The organism is Streptomyces sp. NPDC057099 (assembly GCF_042671245.1).
Classification (GTDB): domain Bacteria; phylum Actinomycetota; class Actinomycetes; order Streptomycetales; family Streptomycetaceae; genus Streptomyces; species Streptomyces purpurascens.
Genome location: NZ_JBHUTX010000006.1, coordinates 284,989 through 305,292 on the forward strand (window position 1 = coordinate 284,989; position 20,304 = coordinate 305,292).

Consider the following 20,304-nt stretch of genomic DNA (forward strand, 5'->3'; position numbering starts at 1 on the left):
GGCGGAAACCGAACACCTCAGCCCCGACCTCAGCCCCCGACGAAGACCTCAGCCCCCGACTACCGCCACGCCCCCTCCACGGCCCGCAGCGCCCCCTCCACGTCCACCTTCAGCCCGTGCGCGGCGAGCGCACCCCCCAGCGCCGCCAGACTCGCCCGCACGGCGCCCGGCGTCGCGTCGGCCCCGTAGTGGTTGACCCGGATCATCTCCTTGGCCAGCGCACCCCCGCCGGCGGCGACCGGCACCGCCGGATCCGACGTCAGCGCCCTGGCCACCAGCTCCGCCGCCACCACCCCGGACGGCGCCCGGAGCGTCGTGGCGACGGGCGCCGCGTCCCGGGCCTCGTACACATACGGTTCCAGACCGCCACCGAGCGCGACCGCCCCGGCCCGCGTGGCCGCCGCGGCGGTGGCGTGCCGGGCCATCACGGCATCGAGCCCGGCCGCCTCGATCCGCTCCACGCACGCCTCGAGCGCCAGCATCTCCAGCTGCGCCGGAGCGTGCGGCAGCGCCTTGCGGCCGCCGTCGATCCACCGCTCCTTCCAGTCGAGGAGCGACAGATACGAGCGGCGCGGCGCCAGCGGGTTCGCCGCCATCCGGGCCCAGGCCCGCTCGCTCACCGACACCGCCGAGACACCGGCCGGACCGCCCATCGCCTTCTGCGCCCCGATCACGCACAGGTCCACGCCCCACGCGTCCGCCAGCACCGGCTCGGCGCCGATCGACGCCACCGCGTCCAGGTAGAACAGCGCCCCGTGCGCCCGCACCACGTCGCCGATCTCCGCGACCGGATTGGTGTTCCCGGTCGCCGCTTCCGCGTGCACCAGGGACACGAAGTCGATCTCCGGGTGCTCGGCGAAGGCCTGCCGGATCTGCTCGGCCGTGACCGCCGTGTGGAAGGGCACCGCCAGGTCGACCACCGTGGCACCGCAGTCCCGCAGCCAGTCGCCGAAGGTCTGCCCGTACGGGCCCGTGATGACGTTCAGCGCCGTGGTCCCCGGACCGGCCGTCGCACGGATCGCGCCCTCCAGCGGCAGCAGCGCCTCGCCCTGCATGATCACGACGTCCTGCTCGGTGCTCAGCAGCCGCGCCACACGGTCCTCGATCGCGGCGAAGCGGTCCGCGCCGAGCGGGGTCAGGTCCAGAAACGGGTGCGTCACGGTGAGGCTCTCTTCGTTCACGGGGCGGGCGCCATCTGCCCGGGGCCGACGGCATCGAGGGTATCCGGCGGGTACGTCCCCCCTCGCAGGTGAGGTCCGCCGCTCACTAGGGTGCGGTGCATGAGCGATCGCACGGTGCTGCACGTGAAGGGACGGGTGCTCGTCGGGCCCGAGGACGTCCGCGACGAACTGTGGGTGGTGGACGGCCGCGTCTCCTACGACCGCCCCGCCGGCGCCCGCGACATCCGCACCGTCAAGGGCTGGGCCCTGCCCGGCCTCGTCGACGCGCACTGCCACGTGGGACTCGACCGGCACGGCGCGGTCCCTCAGGACGTCGCCGAGAAGCAGGCCCTGACCGACCGGGACGCGGGCACGCTGCTGATCCGCGACGCGGGCTCGCCCTCCGACACCCGCTGGATCGACGACCGCGAGGACCTGCCGAAGATCATCCGCGCCGGGCGGCACATCGCCCGCACCCGGCGCTACATCCGCAACTACGCCTGGGAGGTCGAGCCGGAGGACCTGGTCGCCTACGTCGCCCAGGAGGCCCGGCGGGGCGACGGCTGGGTCAAGCTGGTCGGCGACTGGATCGACCGCGACCTCGGCGATCTGTCGGCCTGCTGGCCCCGGGGCGCGGTGGAGGCGGCGATCGCCGAGGCCCACCGCCTTGGCGCCCGCGTCACCGCCCACTGCTTCGCGGAGGACTCCCTGCGGGACCTCGTCGAGGCGGGCATCGACTGCGTCGAGCACGCGACGGGACTGACCGAGGACCTCATCCCGCTGTTCGCCGAACGGGGCGTCGCCATCGTCCCGACACTGGTCAACATCGCGACCTTCCCGCAGCTCGCCGACGGCGGCGAGTCCCGGTTCCCGCGCTGGTCGGCCCATATGCGCCGGCTCCACGAACGCCGCTACGACACCGTACGGAACGCCTACGACGCCGGCATCCCCGTCTTCGTCGGCACCGACGCCGGCGGCAGCATCGCCCACGGCCTGGCGGCGGCCGAGGTCGCCGAACTGGTCACCGCCGGCATCCCGCCCCTCGATGCCCTGGCGGCCGGAACGTGGACGGCCCGCACCTGGCTGGCCCGCCCCGGCCTGGACGAGGGCGCCCCGGCCGACTTGGTCGTCTACGACCAGGACCCCCGGGCCGACGTACGCGTCCTGGCGGCGCCGCGTCGGGTGGTGCTGAACGGGCGCGTGGTCGGGTAGCCGATCGGGTGACGCGAGGGAACGTCAGTGCCGGGGGATTCGAAAACTTCCCCGGTATCGCCACGTTGGAGTGAAGAGACGTCAGATCGCTGACGCCGTACGCCGGGTGCGCGAGTCTTTCCGGGTCCCGAGCCTGTCTCTCCTGGAGTCCCACCGTGAACAGCACTTCCTTCCGCATGCCCGCACGCCGTCTGGCGACCGTGGCGACGGCCACGGCCCTCGCCGCCGGGCCTGTGGCACTGAGCGGAGTGAGCCCGGCGCACGCCACCGGCGATCACGGCCGCGCGAGCGCCGTCGTCCTGCGCACCGGCCTCGATGTGTCCCTGCTGAACAAGTCGGTCGAGGCACCGCTCGCCGTCACGCTCAACGAGGTCCAGGCCCCGCAGAGCGCCGAGAAGACCGCGCTGACCGCCCGCCTGGACGGGGTGAACGGCGGGCAGCCCTTCAGCGTGCTGCGCGCGGACGTGGCCGAGGCGAGAGCGACCGCGACCGCCACGAAGGCCGAGGGGAGCACCACCCTGGCCCGGGCCCGCGTCCATGTCCCCGGCCTGCCGCTGCTGTCGGTCATCGAGATCGAGCAGGTCACCGCGAAGGCCGTCTGCGAGGCCGGGAAGAAGCCCGCCGCCACGACCGACCTGCCCGGCTCGGTCACGGTGCTCGGCAAGCGCGTCACCCTGACCGCCGGCGGCCCGACGGACGTCAAGGTGCCGGGCGTCGGCGACGTACGCCTGGACCTCCGCAAGACGGAGACGACGTCCCGCACGGCAACCGCCACCGCCCTCGAACTCAAGGTGTCCGTCAACCCGTTGAAGCTGAACGTGGCCGAGGTGAACGGCACGCTCACCCTGGCCGAGGCGACCTGCGAGACCCCGAAGGCCACACCCGCCGCACAGCCACCGGCCGCCCCCTCCACCGAGCCGTCCGATGCCCCCGCCGCGATCGAGCCGCAGGGCGCCCCCGCCGAGGAGGGCCTGGCCGAGACGGGCGGCAGTTCGACGACCCCGTACATCATGGGCGGCGCGATCGCCCTGCTCGCCGCGGGCGGGGGAGCGGTGGCCCTGGCACGCCGCCGGGGCTGAGATCCCGGGGCGCGGGGTGTCGGGCGGGGCCGGGCCGGGCCGTTCCACGGGAAGGCGGAGGCGCCAGAGCCCGATCGCACGCCGCCCACCGACCGACGTGGAAACCGCCCCCGCCACACCGGCCGAGGCGGTGCCGGCGGTGCCGCGCAGGCGGGGCAGTCGCCCGGCGAGGCCGGCCCTGCGGCTCGACGAGCCCGGCGGCGCCGACGAGGGCCCCGCCGTCTCCCGGCACACGGCCGAGGCGGAACCGGCGGTACCGCCCAGGCGGGGCAGTCGCCCGGCGAGGCCGGCCCTGCGGTTCGACGAGCCCGGCGGCGCCGACGAGCGCCCCGGCGGGAACCCCCGCACGGGCCCCGTGAAGCGTCAGCCGGTCATCGCACGCTCCAGCGCCCGCAGGAACCCGTCCGACGTCGTCCGGTCCCGTACCGCCAGCCGTAGCCACTCCTCGTCCAGGCCGGGGAACGTGTCGCCGCGGCGCACGGCGTAGCCGAGGTCGCGCAGGCGGTGGCGGACGGCTGCCGCGTGGGGCAGGCGGATGAGGAGGAACGGGCCCTCCGCCGGCTCGACCACCCGCAACCCCGCCGGGGCGAACCGCGCGAGGCCCGCCACCAGGTGGGCGCGGTCCGCCGCGACGCGATGGGCGGCGTGGGCCGCCTCGGCCACGCCCCGGGGTCCCACGCACGCCCGCGCCGCGGCCAGCGCCGGTGTCGACACCGGCCACAGCGGCTGCGCCCGCTCCAGGTCCTCGATGGTCTCGGGCGCCGCCAGCACGTACCCGATCCGCAGCCCGGCCAGCCCCCACGTCTTGGTCAGGCTGCGCAGCACCACCAGACCGGGGACGTCGACGCGGCCCGCCAGGGCCTCGCGTTCGCCCGGCACCGCGTCCATGAACGCCTCGTCCACCACCAGCACCCGCCCGGGACGGGCGAGTTCGGCGATCGTCTCCGCCGGATGCAGCACCGACGTCGGATTCGTCGGATTGCCGATCACCACCAGGTCCGCGTCCTCGGGAACGGCCGCCGGGTCCAGCCGGAAGCCGTCCTCCGCGCGCAGCAGCACCCGGTCGACCGTGTGCCCCGCGTCCCGCAGCGCCGCCTCCGGCTCCGTGAACTGCGGGTGGACGACGACCGGCCGCCGCACCTTCAGCGCCCGCGCCAGCAGCACGAACGCCTCAGCCGCGCCCGCCGTCAGCAGCACCCGCTCCGCCGGCAGCCCGTGGCGCTCCGCCACCGCCGCGCGTGCGGCCCGTCCGTCGGGGTAGGCCGCGAGCCCGCCCAGCGACGCGGCGATGTGCTCCCGCAGCCACACCGGAGGCGTGTCGGCCCGGACGTTCACGGCCAGATCGACGAGCGAGCCGCCGTCGTCCCGGACCTCCGCGTCCCCGTGGTGCCGCAGATCGTGCCCGCTCTCAGTGCGCATCCGAGTCCGCCCCCCGGTGGAGGTCCCCGGACGTGTGGCGGCCCGTGACGGCCTCCTCGTAGCGCTCCCACACCAGGTCCAGCAGCTCCGGCTCCGGACCGATGACGCCGGCCGAGCGCACCTCGATCCCCGGGTGCGCCTCCGCCCAGCCCTCCGTCTGCTGCCGCACCCGGTCCGGCTGGACGCCGGTGAACAGGAAGTACGGCAGGACCACGATCCGCCGGGCCCCCAGCCGCACGCACCGGTCGAGCCCGTTCGGCACGTCCGGCGCCGCCAGCGACGCGAACGCCGTCTCGACCCCCGCGTACCCGCGGCCCTCCCACAGCAGCCGCGCCGCCCTGTGCACCTCGGCGTTGCCGTCCGGGTCCGTGGACCCGGGCCCCACCAGCAGCACCGTCACATCGGCCCGGTCGCCCGGCCTGCGCCCCGCGGTGCCGCCCAGCGCCTCGTCCAGCCGCCGTTCCAGCACGTCCAGCAGCGCCGGGTGCGGGCCGAGCGGGGGCCCGTACGTGTACGAGATCCCGGGGTGCCGCTCCTTCTCCCGGGCCAGGGCCGCCCGGATGCCGCCCTTGGCGTGCCCGGCGGGCACCAGCATCAGCGGAACGGCCGTGAAGTGCCGTACGCCCCGCTCCACCAGTTCGGTCACGGCGTCGCCCAGCGGCGGCCGCGACAGCTCGACGAAGCCGCCCGCGACGGGCAGTTCCGGGCGCCGGGACCCCAGTTCGCGTACGAACGCGCGGAACGCCTCGGATCCGGTGTCGTCGCGAGTGCCTTGGCCGGCGATGAGCAGGGCGGGAGGGGTGGTCACAGGTGCTCCTCGGCGGAAGTGGGGTGGTACGGCGGGACGTTGAGCGCGGCCTCGGACCCGGCCGGACGGGGCGGGCCGGAACCCGGATCGGCGCCCTGCGGGCGCCGTACGACGGCACAGGTCGCCCTCGCGGGGCTCGCGGCCGACTTCCGCTTGGGGACGAGGAGTTCACCACCGCCGGCGAGCGCGGCGGCCTCGGCCACCGACGGGGTGCCGACGGCGGTGAGCGGCGCGTCGGACGGGTTCGGTACCTCGACCTCCGCCAACTCCCCGGCGGAGTAGGTCACCAGGGGCACCCCGAGCCGCCGCGCGGCCTCGACGACGCCCGGTTCCTCGGCCCTGGCGTCGAGGGTGGCGAGCTCGGCGACGCACGCCACGGACAGCCCGGCCTCCCGCAGAGTGTCCTCGACGAGCCCGAGCACCTCCTCGACGGAGACACCCCGCGACGCCCCGATCCCGACGCCGACCGGCGTGCCGCTCATGACGTCCGGCACCTCTCCACGAACCGGAGGGCGACACCGGGCTCGGACGCCCAGTGCGTGTGCAGATAGCTCGCGTGCACACCGCGCCGTACGAACCCCTCGACCCGCCGCTCCGGGGTCCGGAACCCCCAGGCGGGATCAGGCCCCGAGCCGGGCTCCACGGCGGTCCGGTGGAATTCGTGGCCCCGCATCCGGGTCCCCGCCGCCGCGAGCGCACTGTCGCCGACCGCCACGGCGTCCCGGTACCCCAGGGTGAGCCGCCGCGTCATCCGCGCCCCGGCGTCCAGCACCCCGCACATCGGCTGCCCGTCCAGCTCCCGGCACAGATACAGCAGCCCCGCACACTCGGCGGCGACCGGGGCGCCGCTCTCGGCCAGGCCGGCGACGGCCTTGCGCAGGGGTTCGTTGGCCGAGAGCTCGGAGACATACATCTCCGGGAACCCGCCCCCGATCACCAACCCGCTTGTTCCTTCGGGCAGTTCCTCGTCCCGCAGGGGATCGAAGGGCACGACTTCCGCACCGGCGGCGGTGAGCAGCTCGGTGTGCTCGGCGTAGGAGAAGGTGAACGCCTCACCGCCGGCCACGGCGACCCGCGGCCGGGGTCTCTCCTGCGACCGTGCCGGGTGGTGACCGGGCGAGGAGACCGCCTCGGCCGCGTCCCAGGCCGCGCAGGACAACCCGCCCGCCCCCTGGGCCAGCCGCATCAGCGCGTCCAGATCACAACCCTCGGAAACCTGCGCGGCCATGGCCGCGACAGCCCCCAGGGCCTCCTCGCGCCGCTCGGCGACCGGCACCAGCCCCAGATGCCGCGACGGCGTGTCCACCTGCGGCGCCCGCCGCAGCACCCCGAGCACCGGCACCCCGACCTGCTCCATGGCCTCCCGCAGCAGCCACTCGTGCCGGTCCGAGGCGACCTTGTTCAGGATCACGCCCCCGACCCGCACCTCCGGATCCCAGGTGGTGAACCCGTGCACCAGCGCCGCCACCGACCGGGACTGCGACGACGCGTCGACGACCAGCACCACCGGCGCCCGCAGCAGCTTGGCCACATGAGCCGTGGACGCCAGCTCGCCCTCACCGGCCGCCCCGTCGAACAGCCCCATCACGCCCTCGACGACGGCGATGTCACACGCCCGCGCCCCGTGCAGGAACAACGGCCCGACCTGCTCCGGCCCGCACAGATAGGCGTCGAGGTTCCGTCCCACCCGCCCGCTCGCGAGCGCGTGATACCCGGGGTCGATGTAGTCCGGCCCGACCTTGTGCGGGGACACGGCGAGTCCCCGCGCGGCGAACGCGGCCATCAGCCCCGTGGCAACGGTGGTCTTGCCGCTGCCGGAAGCCGGCGCGGCGATGACCAGCCGTGGGACGGACGAGGACATCACCACTCGATGCCCCTCTGCCCCTTCTGCCCGGCGTCCATGGGGTGCTTCACCTTGGACATGTCGGTCACGAGGTCCGCGAAGTCGACGAGCTTCTCGGGCGCGTTCCGCCCGGTGATCACGACATGCTGGGTCCCGGGCCGGTTCCGCAGCACCTCCACGACCTCGTCGGTGTCGATCCAGCCCCAGTGCAGCGGGTAGGCGAACTCGTCCAGCACATAGAGCTTGTACGTCTCGGCCGCCAGGTCCCGCTTGACCTGCTCCCAGCCCTCCCGGGCCTTCTCCTCGTTGTCCATCTGCCCGTCGCGCTGCACCCAGGACCAGCCCTCGCCCATCTTGTGCCAGTCGACGGACCCGCCCTCACCGGACGCCCCGAGCACCCGCAGCGCGTTCTCCTCGCCGACCTTCCACTTCGCCGACTTGACGAACTGGAACACCCCGATCGGCCAGCCCTGGTTCCAGGCCCGCAGCGCGAGCCCGAAGGCGGCGGTGGACTTGCCCTTGCCGATGCCCGTGTGCACGAAGACGAGCGGCCGGTTCCGGCGCTGTCGGGTCGTCAGACCGTCGTCCGGAACGACACTCGGCTGTCCCTGCGGCATTACGCGGCCCTCCTCGAAGTACCCTGCACATCCTTGACCAGCCCGGCGATCGAGTCGGCCCGCAGCTCGTCCAGCGTCACGGCGGTGCCGCCCAGCTCACCCGCGAGCTGCCCGGCGAGCCCCAGCCGCACCGGACCCGACTCGCAGTCCACGACGACGGACGCGACGCCCTCGGCCGCGAACAGCCGCGCCGCACGCCCGGCCAGGGCGACCGGCTCCGGGCCCCCGGTGGCCCGCCCGTCCGTCACCACCACGACCAGCGGCCGCCGCGCGGGATCGCGCAGCCGCTCCACCCGCAGGACGTCGTGCGCGCGCAGCAGCCCGGCCGACAGCGGCGTACGGCCGCCGGTCGGCAGCGACTCCAGCCGGGCCGCCGCCGCGTCCACGGACGAGGTCGGCGGCAGCGCGACCTCCGCGCCCGATCCCCGGAAGGTCACCAGACCCACCTTGTCCCGCCGCTGGTACGCGTCCAGCAGCAGCGACAGCACGGCACCCTTCACGGCGCTCATCCGCTGCCGCGCCGCCATCGACCCGGAGGCGTCCACGACGAACAGCACGAGATTGCCTTCGCGGCCCTCGCGGGTGGCCTGCCGCAGGTCGTCCCGGCGCACGACCAGTCCGGGCCCGGACCGTCCGCGTGCCTTCTGGTGCGGGGCCGCGGCCTGCACGGTCGCCGCCAGGTGCAGCTTGGTGAGGGAGCCCTTCGGCCGCCGGGCGCCCGTGGTCCGGCCGTGTTCGGTCCGGGCCCGCGAACGCCGCCCGGCGGCACCCTCGCCGAGTCCGGGCACGCTCAGCACCTTGGTCCGGAACGGTTCGGAAGCGCGTGCGGCCGACTGCTCGCCGGCACCCGAGGGCTGCGGCTGCGGCTGCCCTTCCTGCTCGCCTTCCGGCCGGGCCTCCTGGTCCCCGCCCTGGGGTCCGTCGTCGGGCGTCGGCTGTCCGCCGCCCCCGCCGGGCCCGTCCGGCCCCGAGCCGGGGTCCGGATCCGGGTCGGGGTCCGGGTCGTCGTCCCCGGAGAACTCCTCCAGGGTCTCGTCCAGCTTGTCCTCGTCAAGTCCCGGCGCGTCGAACGGATTGCGGCGCCGGCGGTGCGGCAGCGCGAGCAGCGCGGCCTGCCGTACGTCCTCGGCGAGCACGTCCGTACGCCCCGCCCAGGCCGCGAGCGCCGTAGCCGTCCTGGCCATCACGATGTCGGCGCGCATGCCGTCCACCTCGAAGGCAGCGCAGGTCGCCGCGATCTGCCGCAGCGCGTCGTCGCCCAGCCGCACCGACGGCAGCAGCTTCTTCGCGGCCACGATCCGGGCCCGTACGTCGGCCTCCTCCTCGGCCCAGCGGGCGGCGAACCCGGCCGGGTCGTCGTCGTAGGCCAGCCGACGCCGTACGACCTCGACGCGCTGATCGGGCTCCCGCGAGGCCGCGACCTCGACGGTCAGCCCGAACCGGTCGAGCAACTGCGGCCGCAGCTCGCCCTCTTCGGGGTTCATGGTGCCGACGAGCAGGAAGCGGGCGGCGTGCCGCACGGAGACGCCCTCACGCTCCACGTACGAGGCGCCCATCGCGGCCGCGTCCAGCAGCAGGTCGACCAGGTGGTCGTGGAGGAGGTTGACCTCGTCGACGTAGAGGATGCCGCGGTGCGCGTCGGCGAGCAGGCCGGGCTCGAAGGCCTTCACGCCCTCGGACAGGGCCCGTTCGATGTCCAGCGCGCCCACCAGCCGGTCCTCGGAGGCGCCGACGGGCAGCTCGACCATGCGGGCCGGCCGGGAGGCGAAGCCCCCCGGCTCGTGCGGCCCGTCCGGGCAGCCGGGGTCGGGCGAGCCGGGGTCGCAGGAGAAGCGGCACTCGGAGACGACGTCCACCTCCGGCATGAGCGCCGACAGCGCCCGCACGGCCGTCGACTTGGCCGTGCCCTTCTCGCCGCGCACCAGCACACCGCCGACCGCCGGTGACACGGCGTTCAGCAGCAGCGCGAGCCGCAGATCGTCCTGGCCGACCACGGCCGTGAACGGAAAGGGGGTGGTCACTTTTCGTCGTCCTCCAAGTCGCCTTCGAGTTGCGGATGGACCGGGCAGCCGTCCCAGCGTCTCAGGTGGCCCGCGGTCGCCGTGCGGGCGGTCCACATCACCGCCACGGCCCTCATACGGGCGCTCCCGGCGGGACGAAGGGCAGCCCCGGCGGCGCGCCGGACTCGATGAGCCGCCACAGCGCGTCCGTGTCCGCGTGCTGTTCGATCAGGTCGCCGAGCCGGTCGAGCTGCTCCTCGCGCAGCGCGGCGAACGAGGTGTCCGGTGCCGGTACGAAACGGCGGCCGGCGGCGGCCGCCACCTCGCGCAGGAAGGCACGCCGGAATCCGTCCGACTCCAGCGAGCCGTGCCAGTGCGTGCCCCAGGTCTGGCCGACCCGGCAGCCGTCCAAGAAGGGCGCCCCGCCGGTGACATCGGCGACCCCGTGGTGGATCTCGTAGCCCTCGACCGGCTCCCCGAGGGCCTCACCCACCGGCCGGGTGAGGGTCTTCTCGCGCGCGAACCGCACCCGTACGGGCAGGACCCCGAGCCCGTCGACATGACCGCGGCGGCTCTCGACGTCGTCCTCGATGTGCTCGCCGAGGATCTGGAAGCCGCCGCAGATGCCGAGGACGGGCCGCTGCTCGGCGGCCCTGCGCACCAGCGCGTCGGCCAGTCCGCGCTCCCTGAGCCACTCCAGGGCACGGACGGTCCCCCGGGTCCCCGGCACGATGACCAGGTCGGCGTCGGCCAGTTCCTCGGGCCGGTCCACGAACCGCACGACGACACCGGGCTCGGCGGCCAGCGCGTCGACATCCGTGAAGTTGGACATGAGCGGGACCGCGCAGACGGCGACGCGCAGCACGTCCTCGCCGACGGGCGGGGCGACGACGGACTCCCGGACCGTCCCCCGCAGCGAGACGCGCAGCCCGTCCTCCTCGTCGATCCCGAGCCCGTGCCGGAAGGGCAGAACGCCGTACGTGTGCCGCCCGGTGAGGCCGTGGAGCATGTCGAGCCCCGGCTCCAGCAGGGAGACGTCCCCGCGGAACTTGTTCACGAGGAACCCGGCGACACAGTCCTGGTCCTCGCGGGACAGCAGGGCGACGGTCCCGAAGAACGAGGCGAAGACCCCGCCCCGGTCGATGTCGCCGACGACGAGCACGGGGAGCCCGGCGCCTCGGGCGATCCCCATGTTGACGATGTCCGTCCGCCGCAGATTGATCTCGGCAGGCGAACCGGCCCCCTCGCAGATCACCGCGTCATACGTGCCCCGCAACCGCTCCAGGCAGTCCAGCACCGTCCCGAGCAGCTTCTGCTGCCGTCCTCCGTGATACCCGCGCGCACTGAGCTCGCCGACCGGCTTGCCCAGCAGTACGACCTGACTGCTCTGCTCGCCGCCGGGCTTGAGCAGCACGGGATTCATCAGCGCGGTCGGCTCCACCCGGCACGCCTGCGCCTGCATGGCCTGCGCCCGCCCGATCTCGGCGCCCTCCCGCGTCACGAACGAATTCAGCGACATGTTCTGCGCCTTGAACGGCGCGACCTTGACGCCCTGCCGCACCAGCCACCGGCAGATCCCGGCGGTCACGACGCTCTTGCCGGCGTCGGAGGTGGTGCCGGCGACGAGAAGCCCCCCGCCCGTCATGACGTACGCCCCTTCACGATGTGGCGCGCGGCGACACAGACGCCGAGCGCGAGCCAGCCGACACGTCTGGACAGCCGTACGGCCCGTTCGATGTCCCCGGTGGCGACGGCGCGCCCCGCGCCGTTGAGGACGGGACGGTGCTCGACGCGTCCGCCGTAGGACAGGGTTCCGCCGAGCCGCACCCCGAGCGCCCCCGCGAACGAGGCCTCCACGGGCCCGGCGTTGGGACTCGGATGCTTGGCGGCGTCGGCACGCCAGGCCGTCACGGCTCCGCGGGGGTCGCCCCCGGCCGCGGTCGCGAGCACGGCGGTCAGCCGGGCCCCCGGCCAGCCCACGACATCGTCCAGCCGCGCGGAGGCCCACCCGTAGCGCCGGTACCGGGCCGACTTGTGCCCGACCATGGCATCGAGGGTGTTGACGGCCCGGAACCCGAGAAGCCCCGGGACACCGCCGACGGCCCCCCACACGAGCGCTCCCACGACGGCGTCGGAGGTGTTCTCGGCAACGGATTCGACGACGGCCCGGGCGATCCCGTCGGCGTCCAGGGCCTGTGGATCCCGTCCGCACAGATGCGGCAGCCGCGCACGGGCCGCTTCTACGTCCCCGGCCTCCAGCGCACGCCCGATGGCCTGCGCCTCCCGGGCGAGCGAAGTCCCCCCGACGACGGCCCAGGTGGCGGCACCGGTCAGCCCGACCGACGCGACAGTGGACGGACGCACGGCACGCGCGGCGACGGCCCCGAGCGCGACGGCCCCGCCCGCGCACACCACGGTGTGCAGCGCGCCCCACCCCCGGTGGTCCCGCCACAACACCCGCTCCACGGCACCCGCGGCCCGCCCGAACGCGGCGACCGGATGCCCCCGGCGAGGATCGCCGAGCAGCAGATCACCGATCAGACCGACGGCGGCACCGTACGCGTGGACGCGACCGGCACCCATGGGCTCAGCCGGCCACGGGGGCGGACAACGGTGGGGAACTGGCCCTCGATCGGCAGCCGAACATGGCGATATGTCCTCACTCAGGGTGTCCACGCCCTGGTTCGACGAGACCGGCGGTGAGAGTTCCTGGCTCCCGGTGAGTGCTACCCCGGTGACAGTGGCGGGACCGCGCCGGACTTCCACCGGCTTCCTCTCCTGCCGCCGCATTGGCCCCGGCAGTCCACCACGGCCGCGAACAACCGTCAACTTGCCGTTGACCTGCGAGGGGAGAGTGTGGACAAGCCCACACCGCCTGCCTCGCAGGGGGTGCCGACGGCTGTCCCGTGAACGGCAACCGGGCGGCCCGGGACCGAAGCCCCGTGCCGCCCGGCAACAGACGATCGTGGTGGTCGTGGTCAGGCCACGATCAGATAGATCCCGTATCCCACAGCCGCCGCACACGCCGCGAAGCACGCGTACGCACCCGTCACCGCGAGCCCCGCCGACCCGCCCGCCGCCACCGCCCGCTCGCGGCGCGACAGGCCGGTGATGCCGAGGGTGAACAGGCCGACGAGGGTCACGGTGGCCACGAGGCTGACGCCGAAGACGGAGCCGAGGGTCGCCCAGTCGATCTTCATCTCAGAGATTCTTCCTTGTCACCGGTGGGCGGGATCAGACCGTGGTGGTCGTGGTGGAGGGCTTCCGGTCGGCCGGGGCCTGGGCCGGGATCGTGGCGGCCAGTTCCTCGGACGGGCCCGCCGGAGGCGGTGTCACCGCGGCGATCGCGGTGGTCACGACACCCGCCGGCTCCTCCTCGACCTCGTTGACGTTCGTGTGGTCGACGACCTCACGGCGCGACAGCTTCCAGATCACCGCGCTGGAGGCGACCAGGAACACCGCCACGACCGCCGTGCCCCAGTTCCCGAAGCCGGTCACGTACTCGGCGAGCGCGCCCACCAGGGCCGCCGCCGGCAGCGTCAGACCCCAGGCGACGAACATCCGCGTCGCCGTCGACCAGCGGACCACGCCGCCCTTGCGGCCGAGCCCCGCACCCATCACCGCGCCGGACACGGAGTGGGTGGTGGAGAGGGAGAAGCCGAGGTGCGAGGAGGCCAGGATGACCGTCGCCGCACTGGTCTGGGCGGCGAAGCCCTGCTGCGGCTGGAGGTCGGTCAGGCCCTTGCCCATGGTGCGGATGATGCGCCAGCCGCCGAGGTAGGTGCCGAGCGCGATGGCGATGCCCGCCGAGAGGATGACCCACATGGGCGGGTCGGAGTCGGGGGCGACGGCGCCGCCGGCGACCAGGGCGAGGGTGATGACACCCATCGTCTTCTGGGCGTCGTTGGTGCCGTGGGCCAGCGAGACCAGGCCGGCGGAGGCGATCTGGCCGGCCCGGTAGCCCTTCTTGGAGGCGTCGCCGTCGGCCTTCTTGCCGAGGGAGTACGTCAGCCGGGTGGCGAGCAGTGCGGCGATGCCCGCGACCAGCGGGGCGGCGATCGCCGGGATCAGCACCTTGGTGACCAGGACGTCACCGTGCACCGCGCCGACGCCCGCCGAGGCGATCGTGGCGCCGATCAGGCCACCCATCAGGGCGTGCGACGAACTGGACGGCAGACCCACGAGCCAGGTCAGCAGGTTCCAGAGGATCGCTCCGACCAGGGCGGCGAAGATGACCTCGGGACGGATTCCGGCCTCGTCGACGAGGCCCTTGGAGATCGTGTTCGCGACTTCGACGGACAGGAAGGCGCCGACCAGGTTGAGCACCGCGGACATGGCCACCGCGATCTTCGGTCTCATGGCGCCCGTGGAAATGGTCGTGGCCATCGCGTTCGCGGTGTCGTGGAAACCGTTCGTGAAATCGAACGCGAGTGCGGTGACCACCACAATCGCGAGGATCAGCGAGAAGCTTTCCATTTACCCAGGCAATCGTTCGGCGTCGTTGGCGGGACGAACGTAGGTAACCCGAGTGAACGGAAGATGAACTGGGAGGGGCGCAGGGGTGTCCGCAACAGAGGAGTGTCATTCCGCCCTGGTGCAGCGGCCCTTGCACCCCAACGATCAAGTGCCCCTTGCGAACTGTTTCAGTCGATCGAGTGACCCGTCGAAGAGATTCTGGTCACCCGGCAGGGTGCCGTCGCCGTTGTCGTACTGCCAGAAGGTCCAGGAGGACCAGCCGGCCGGCAGTGCGCCCGGGCTCGCCGCGTCGTAGCGGGCCACCCACAGGTGGTGGTTCGCGGCGAAGGCACGGCTGTTGCCCGTGCACGTGTTCCACCAGTGGGTGGTCGTGTAGATCACCGGGCGGCGGCCGGTGAGCCGCTTGACCTCGCCGCTGAACGACTTGATCCAGCCGACCATCCCGGCCTTGCTCAGGCCGTAGCACTTGTGCTTCTTGTCGTACGGGTTGTACTCGATGTCGAGCGCCGGCGGCAGGGTCCAGCCGTCCGCGCTCCAGCTGCCGCCGTTGCGTACGAAGTGGGCCGCCTGTGCCTGGCCCGACGACCTGTTCGGCAGCGCGAAGTGGTAGGCGCCGCGGACGAGGCCCGCCGCGCGCGAGCCGTTGTACTGCCGGCTGAAGTAGGGGTTGCGGTACGTGGTGGACTCGGTCGCCTTGACGTAGACGAATCTGGCGCCCTGCGCCTTCGCGCTCGTCCAGTCGACGTTCTTCTGGTGGGACGAGACGTCATGCCCCTTCGGGCGGCTCGCCGCCGCGGCCGGAAACTCCGCGAGCGTGGTCCCTCCCAGCGCGAGCGCCGCCGCGGAGGCCGCCAGTAAGCGGCCGCGGCGGCGGGGCGGTATGTGGTCACGGGCCATGTGATTCCCCCCGGAATGGCTACGTGCACGGCAAATCCCCCAGAGCGTACTGGAGGGGCGTTGAATATCCGATGATCTCCGGCCAAGAGAGATCCATGATGTGTTTGTGCCGGTATGCGCCCTTACGGATGCTCGGTTTCCGGCCTAAAGTGCCCCCGCCCGGCGGCGCGTTGAAGGGCTGCCTGGCAGGATCGCCGCATGGCTGAGCAGCGAGGCGACGAGCGGGACACGGGGGACGTCGGAGGCAGTGGACAGGATGCGGGGGAGTCGCGGCGGAGCGGTGTGCGCCCCGAGGAGGCGCGCGCCTGGGAGGACCTCGTCGCGACGGCCCGCCGGACGGTCACCGAGGGGCTCGTCGTCGGAACGTCCGGCAATGTCTCGGTGCGCGTCGGGGACACCGTGCTGGTCACGCCGTCGGGCGTGCCCTACGACCGGCTCGCGCCGGACGACGTGACCGGGGTCGACCTCGACGGCCGGCAGGTCCTCGGCACGCTCGTCCCGACCAGCGAGCTGCCCATGCACCTCGCCGTCCACCGCACGACCGACGCCCGCGCCGTCGTCCACACCCACGCCGTGCACGCGACGGCCGTCTCGACGCTCGTCAGCGAGCTCCCGCTGATCCACTACATGGCCGCCGCGCTCGGCGGACCCGTCCGGGTTGCCCCGTATGCGACGTACGGCAGTGACGAGTTGGCCGAGAACATGCTCCGCGCCCTCGCCGACCGCTCCGGCTGCCTCCTCCGGAACCACGGCACGATCACCTACGGCGCGACCCTGGACCAGGCCTACGACCGCACCGCCCAGCTGGAATGGATGTGCCGGCTGTGGCTGACCGCCACGTCGGTACCGGGCCTGTCCCCGAGCCTGCTGTCCAGGGAACAACTGGCCGAGGTGGAGGACCGGCTACGGGGGTACGGCCAGCGCGGCTGAGCCCCTCCGGGACCTCACCGCACCGACACCGAGGGCGCCACCCGCCCTACGGCTCCTTCGACGGCCTCCTCCCCGCCCTCACCTGGGCGCCGCTGTCCGCGCGGTTGCCGCGCTGCCGGTCACGGCGTTCCGCCCCGCTCGCGTGGCCACGGCTGCGTCGGCCACCGGGGCACCTCGCCCTGCGGGTGCGGCCACCGCTCCGCCCCGGGTGCGGACGCTGTCGCAGCCCGCGCGGTTACGGCTTCGCCGGTCCCCGGCGTTCCGCCCTGCTCGCGTGGCCACGGCTGCGCCGACCGCCGATATCGCTCGCTCGTGGGGCCACTCGCTCTGCCGGTCGCCGACATCTCGCCCTCCGGGTGCGATCACAGCTCCGCCGGCCACCGGCGTTCCGCCATGCTCGTACGGCATCTCGCTCCGCAGACCACCGGCACCCCGCCCTGCGGAGCGCGGGCCCCGCCCCGCCGACCGCCCGGGCCAGCCCACCGCGCACAACCGCCCCGCCGACCACCCGCGCCCGTCACCCCACCGCCCCCGCCCACTGGTCCCTCGCCCCGTCCGCCGGGACACTGGAGGTGTGCGCACTGTCAAAGCGGCGGCCGCTGCCGCCACCGTCGTGATCGGAGCCGGGGCAGCCGCCGTGGCCGCCGGGCGGTTCGCCAGCGGCGTCGCGCTCAAGGCGCCTCCCGGCAGGCCGCTGCCCACCGAACCCCGGCTCACCGTGCACGGCACCGCCGCCGGTCAGATCATCCTGACCCGGGACCTGGCCGCCCTGCGGCCCGGTCGCTACGGCCTCTCCGGCGACGGCTCCCACGCGGTGGTCGGCCCCGTCCTGACCACCGCCCCGCACACCGCCGACACCGTCGTACGCCGCCTGGAGAGCGTCACGCACGGCACCCTGAAGGCCGGCGACAAGGCCTGGCTCACCCCGAACGTGTACGTCGGCAACCCGAGCGACGCCCTCGGCCTCGACCACGCCGACGTCGACATCCCCGGCGAACTCGGCGCCCTGCCCGCCTGGTTCGTGCCCGGCGCCCGGGACACCTGGGTGATCGCCGTGCACGGCCTGGGCACCACACGGGAACTGGCCATGAACGTCATGGAGTTCCTGCACCGCAACCGCTTTCCGGTGCTCGCCCTCGCCTACCGCGGCGACCTGGGCGCACCCCGCCGGCCCGACGGTCTGAACCACCTCGGCGAGACCGAGTGGCGCGACCTCGACGCGGCGATCCGCTACGCCGTGCGCCACGGCGCCCGGGAGGTCGTCCTGCACGGCTGGTCCACCGGCGCGACCATGGCCCTGCGCGCCGCCGCCCACTCGGGACTGCGCGACCGCGTCTCGGGACTCATCCTGGACTCCCCGGTGCTCAGCTGGCAGACCACCCTGCGCGCCCTCGCCTCGGCCCGCCGCACCCCGGGCGCGCTGCTGCCCCTCGCGGTCCGCGCGGCCCAGGGCCGCACCGGCCTGTACGACGACGGCGTCGCGGGCCCGGCCCCGTTCGACGGGCTCCGTATCCCGGCGCTCGTCTTCCACGGACCTGACGACACGGTGGCTCCCTGGCGGTTCTCCCGTCACCTCGCCGACGCGCGCCCCGACATGGTCGCCCTGTACACCGTCGCCGGCGCGCCCCACGGAGCGATGTGGAACGCCGACCCCCAGGCCTACGAGGAGGCACTGCGACGCTTCCTGACGCCTCTGATGTGACTCCGGCCCTCGTCACGACCCCCTTCCGTCCCGCCCCTACCGACCGGTCGTGATGATTCCGTTTAGCGTCGTACCACTGGCTTGTTCCCGGCCTTCGGCCGCTCCCGGGAACCCGTGCGTTGGCCTTCTCCGTCGCCCGCCGTGACATTCCGTTTGGGTTTTCGGACCGTCAACCGGAAGACTGCACCCGTGACGTCCCGTATCCCGCGCGACTCCAGGCTTCGACTCGTCCGCCCGCGACCCCTGGCCGCCGCCCCCAGAGCGATGAACCAGCGGCGCTCGCGCCGACCCGCACCGCGCCCCCCGGAGGGCACCCCGGCACCGGCGGAGCTGGCCAGAATGGCGCGCTCAGGTCTGGCCGCCGCGGCCCGCGTCGCCCGCTGGGCCGACGCCGCGCTCGGGCCCGGAGGGGACAGCGCCACCGCCGACGGCAAGGCCACCCTCTCCGACGCGACCGCCGAACGGGCCGCCCGTGACCTGGGGCTGACCTCGGCTCAGGTCAGAGGCGACTGGGACACCGCCCGCCTCGCCGGCCTCGTCGAGGTGCACGGCGACAGCGCCCGCCCCGGCTGGCGGCTGCGCGCCTGGGACCGTGACGACAGCGCCGTCCTGCGCGGCTGGGTCGCCCTCTTCGACGCCTGGTCGCTGGCCCATCCGGAGCCCGAGGACCGCGAGGCCGCCGCCGTCGCCGAGGTCGTCTCGGCCATGCCGCAGGCGCTCTCTTTCCTCCAGCTGTCCGCCGGCCCCGTCCCCGTGGAGCAGCTCCTCGACCTCCTGGAACAGCGCGTCACCGAGCTGCGCACCGCACGCTGTGAGATCCCCTACGGTCCCCAGCCCGAGCCGGTGACCGAGCCGGAGCCCACCGACGCCCCGCTCGCCCCCCTCCTCGACTGGGCCCTGCGCGCCCTCGCCTCCGTCGGCGCCCTCACCTACGGCGACGGCCAGGCCACCCTCACCCCGCTCGGCAGCTGGGCGGTCTGGGTCAAGCTGGAGCAGATCTGCGTCGCCGCGCAGAGCCCCGCCGGGAACATCGAGCAGGCGGCCGAGGACATGCTCCGCGGCTGTGCCCAGCTGCGCCCGAACGCGGCCCGCGCCGAGTACCGCGCCTGGCTCGCCGCCCGCCCCGTCGGCAGCGCCGTCACCGAACTCCTCGGTGCCGCCCGTGGCGAGGACGCCCTGCTGCGCGGCCTCGCCTTCGAGGCGCTGCGCGTCGTCGGCGCCCCCGCCGAGCCCGAGGTCCGCGGCGTGGTCGCCGAGCCGACGCTCAGGCCGTACGCCCTGCTGTGGCTGGCCGTGCACGACGGGGCCGACCCGGAGGACGCCCACGAGGTCCTCACCCGTCAGGAGGCGACTTGGCTGTGGGTGGACACCGCGGCCGCCGTCGCCGACCACGGTGAGGCCCCGCTGCTCGTCCGCCATCTGGAGTCCGCCGTGCAGCCGACCATCCCGATGCTCCTCGACGAGGTACGTGCCGTGGGACACCCGCGCACCGTGCAGGTCCTGGTCGCCCTCGCCGCGGCACACCCCGACCCGGCCCTGGCCAAGGCCGTACGCAGGGCCGCCTTCCAGGTGCACACCGGCGGCAGCTAGCAGCCAGGGGCCGGTGGGGCTCTCAGCCCGCTATCTCGGGGGCGTACGTCCCGAAGCTCCACACATTGCCCTCGATGTCCCGGGCCATGTAGTCCCGCGAGCCGTAGTCCTGGTCCGTCGGGGGCATCAGGATCTCCACGTTGTGGTCCACGGCGCGGCGGTGGTGTGCGTCCACGTCGTCCACCACCACGTACACCCCCGTGGTGCCCGCGTCCTGCATGGCCGCGTCGAACACGCCGCCGCGGCCCTTGGTGCCGACCATCACCGCGCCGTTGCCCTGCGTCAGCTCGGCGTGCATCACCGAGCCGTCCTCGCCCTCGTACACCGAGAGCTCCGTGAAGCCGAAGGCCTCCGTGAGCTGCCGGATCGCCGTCTTCGCGTCCGAGTAGAGCAGCGTCGGGTAGATGCTCGGACGTGCGCCGGACGTGCCTGCCATCGCGATCACTTCCTTGTGTCTCGCTGCCTGTCTCGCCGCCGGAAAGCCGGAGTCCGGCCTGCTCCACAGTCTTCCACCGACCACTGACAACGGCCCTCGCCCCGGGATGCGACCCTCGAACACGTACACGCAGAA

General features: G+C 73.9%; 16 protein-coding genes, 2 pseudogenes and 1 riboswitch. Of the genes and pseudogenes, 5 read left to right on the top strand and 13 right to left on the bottom strand.

Annotated features, from left to right (window positions below; all coding sequences use genetic code 11):
• Positions 1 to 59: 59 nt before the first annotated feature.
• Positions 60 to 1,160, bottom strand: a complete 1,101-nt coding sequence (locus ACFT4A_RS11760; RefSeq protein ID WP_382828490.1) for a pyridoxal-phosphate-dependent aminotransferase family protein — start codon at positions 1,158 to 1,160, stop codon at positions 60 to 62.
• A 120-nt stretch (positions 1,161 to 1,280) separates the two neighbouring features.
• Between ACFT4A_RS11760 and ACFT4A_RS11765 the strand changes: the two genes are divergently transcribed.
• A complete protein-coding gene (locus tag ACFT4A_RS11765; RefSeq protein WP_382828324.1) occupies positions 1,281 to 2,372 on the top strand; it encodes an amidohydrolase family protein in 1,092 nt (363 codons plus the stop codon).
• Positions 2,373 to 2,527: 155 nt separating this feature from the next.
• Positions 2,528 to 3,451: an SCO1860 family LAETG-anchored protein gene (locus ACFT4A_RS11770; RefSeq protein WP_382828327.1), complete on the top strand. Its 924-nt coding sequence runs from the start codon at positions 2,528 to 2,530 to the stop codon at positions 3,449 to 3,451.
• A gap of 363 nt (positions 3,452 to 3,814) precedes the next feature.
• Here the strand turns inward: ACFT4A_RS11770 and cobC are convergent, their stop codons facing one another.
• The 11 genes and pseudogenes from cobC to ACFT4A_RS11825 form a co-directional block, all read right to left on the bottom strand.
• Entirely contained in the window at positions 3,815 to 4,870 is a 1,056-nt protein-coding gene (cobC, locus tag ACFT4A_RS11775; RefSeq protein ID WP_382828329.1) for an Rv2231c family pyridoxal phosphate-dependent protein CobC, read from the bottom strand.
• A gap of 1 nt (position 4,871) precedes the next feature.
• Positions 4,872 to 5,678 (bottom strand): annotated as a pseudogene (locus tag ACFT4A_RS11780) (sirohydrochlorin chelatase); the annotation flags it as partial.
• Between the two features lie 98 nt (positions 5,679 to 5,776).
• A pseudogene (locus tag ACFT4A_RS11785) lies at positions 5,777 to 6,139 on the bottom strand (cobalamin biosynthesis protein); the annotation flags it as partial.
• A gap of 17 nt (positions 6,140 to 6,156) precedes the next feature.
• Positions 6,157 to 7,539 carry a cobyrinate a,c-diamide synthase gene (locus ACFT4A_RS11790; protein WP_382828331.1) on the bottom strand — a complete coding sequence of 461 codons (1,383 nt, stop codon included), beginning with the start codon at positions 7,537 to 7,539 and terminating at the stop codon, positions 6,157 to 6,159.
• Positions 7,539 to 8,138, bottom strand: coding sequence for a cob(I)yrinic acid a,c-diamide adenosyltransferase (cobO, locus tag ACFT4A_RS11795; RefSeq protein WP_059079414.1), 600 nt, complete (start codon positions 8,136 to 8,138; stop codon positions 7,539 to 7,541). Before cobO ends, ACFT4A_RS11790 begins: the two co-directional genes overlap by 1 nt.
• A complete protein-coding gene (locus ACFT4A_RS11800; RefSeq protein WP_382828333.1) occupies positions 8,138 to 10,159 on the bottom strand; it encodes a putative cobaltochelatase in 2,022 nt (673 codons plus the stop codon). The genes cobO and ACFT4A_RS11800 overlap by 1 nt, the downstream gene beginning before the upstream one ends.
• Before the next feature lie 112 nt (positions 10,160 to 10,271).
• Positions 10,272 to 11,783, bottom strand: coding sequence for a cobyric acid synthase (locus tag ACFT4A_RS11805; RefSeq protein ID WP_382828335.1), 1,512 nt, complete (start codon positions 11,781 to 11,783; stop codon positions 10,272 to 10,274).
• On the bottom strand, positions 11,780 to 12,721 hold the full coding sequence (locus tag ACFT4A_RS11810; RefSeq protein WP_382828337.1) for a cobalamin biosynthesis protein: 942 nt from the start codon (positions 12,719 to 12,721) through the stop codon (positions 11,780 to 11,782). Before ACFT4A_RS11810 ends, ACFT4A_RS11805 begins: the two co-directional genes overlap by 4 nt.
• A 100-nt stretch (positions 12,722 to 12,821) precedes the next feature.
• A riboswitch (cobalamin riboswitch) is annotated at positions 12,822 to 12,961 on the bottom strand.
• Positions 12,962 to 13,116: 155 nt separating this feature from the next.
• Positions 13,117 to 13,338 carry a hypothetical protein gene (locus ACFT4A_RS11815; protein ID WP_184599685.1) on the bottom strand — a complete coding sequence of 74 codons (222 nt, stop codon included), beginning with the start codon at positions 13,336 to 13,338 and terminating at the stop codon, positions 13,117 to 13,119.
• 34 nt (positions 13,339 to 13,372) lie between these two features.
• Entirely contained in the window at positions 13,373 to 14,614 is a 1,242-nt protein-coding gene (locus ACFT4A_RS11820; RefSeq protein ID WP_382828339.1) for an anion permease, read from the bottom strand.
• A 144-nt stretch (positions 14,615 to 14,758) separates the two neighbouring features.
• Positions 14,759 to 15,511 (bottom strand): lysozyme, encoded by a 753-nt coding sequence (locus ACFT4A_RS11825; RefSeq protein ID WP_382828340.1) that lies wholly within the window; start codon positions 15,509 to 15,511, stop codon positions 14,759 to 14,761.
• A 198-nt stretch (positions 15,512 to 15,709) separates the two neighbouring features.
• Between ACFT4A_RS11825 and ACFT4A_RS11830 the strand changes: the two genes are divergently transcribed.
• The 3 genes from ACFT4A_RS11830 to ACFT4A_RS11840 all read left to right on the top strand — a co-directional run bounded on the left by ACFT4A_RS11830 (position 15,710) and on the right by ACFT4A_RS11840 (position 19,733).
• On the top strand, positions 15,710 to 16,441 hold the full coding sequence (locus ACFT4A_RS11830; protein WP_382828342.1) for a class II aldolase/adducin family protein: 732 nt from the start codon (positions 15,710 to 15,712) through the stop codon (positions 16,439 to 16,441).
• A 574-nt stretch (positions 16,442 to 17,015) separates the two neighbouring features.
• Positions 17,016 to 18,143, top strand: coding sequence for an alpha/beta hydrolase (locus ACFT4A_RS11835; protein WP_382828344.1), 1,128 nt, complete (start codon positions 17,016 to 17,018; stop codon positions 18,141 to 18,143).
• Positions 18,144 to 18,332: 189 nt separating this feature from the next.
• Positions 18,333 to 19,733, top strand: a complete 1,401-nt coding sequence (locus tag ACFT4A_RS11840; protein ID WP_382828347.1) for a hypothetical protein — start codon at positions 18,333 to 18,335, stop codon at positions 19,731 to 19,733.
• A gap of 22 nt (positions 19,734 to 19,755) precedes the next feature.
• On the opposite strand, the gene ACFT4A_RS11845 is transcribed toward ACFT4A_RS11840, so the two are convergent.
• Positions 19,756 to 20,169, bottom strand: coding sequence for a VOC family protein (locus ACFT4A_RS11845; protein WP_382828348.1), 414 nt, complete (start codon positions 20,167 to 20,169; stop codon positions 19,756 to 19,758).
• Positions 20,170 to 20,304 lie beyond the last annotated feature (135 nt).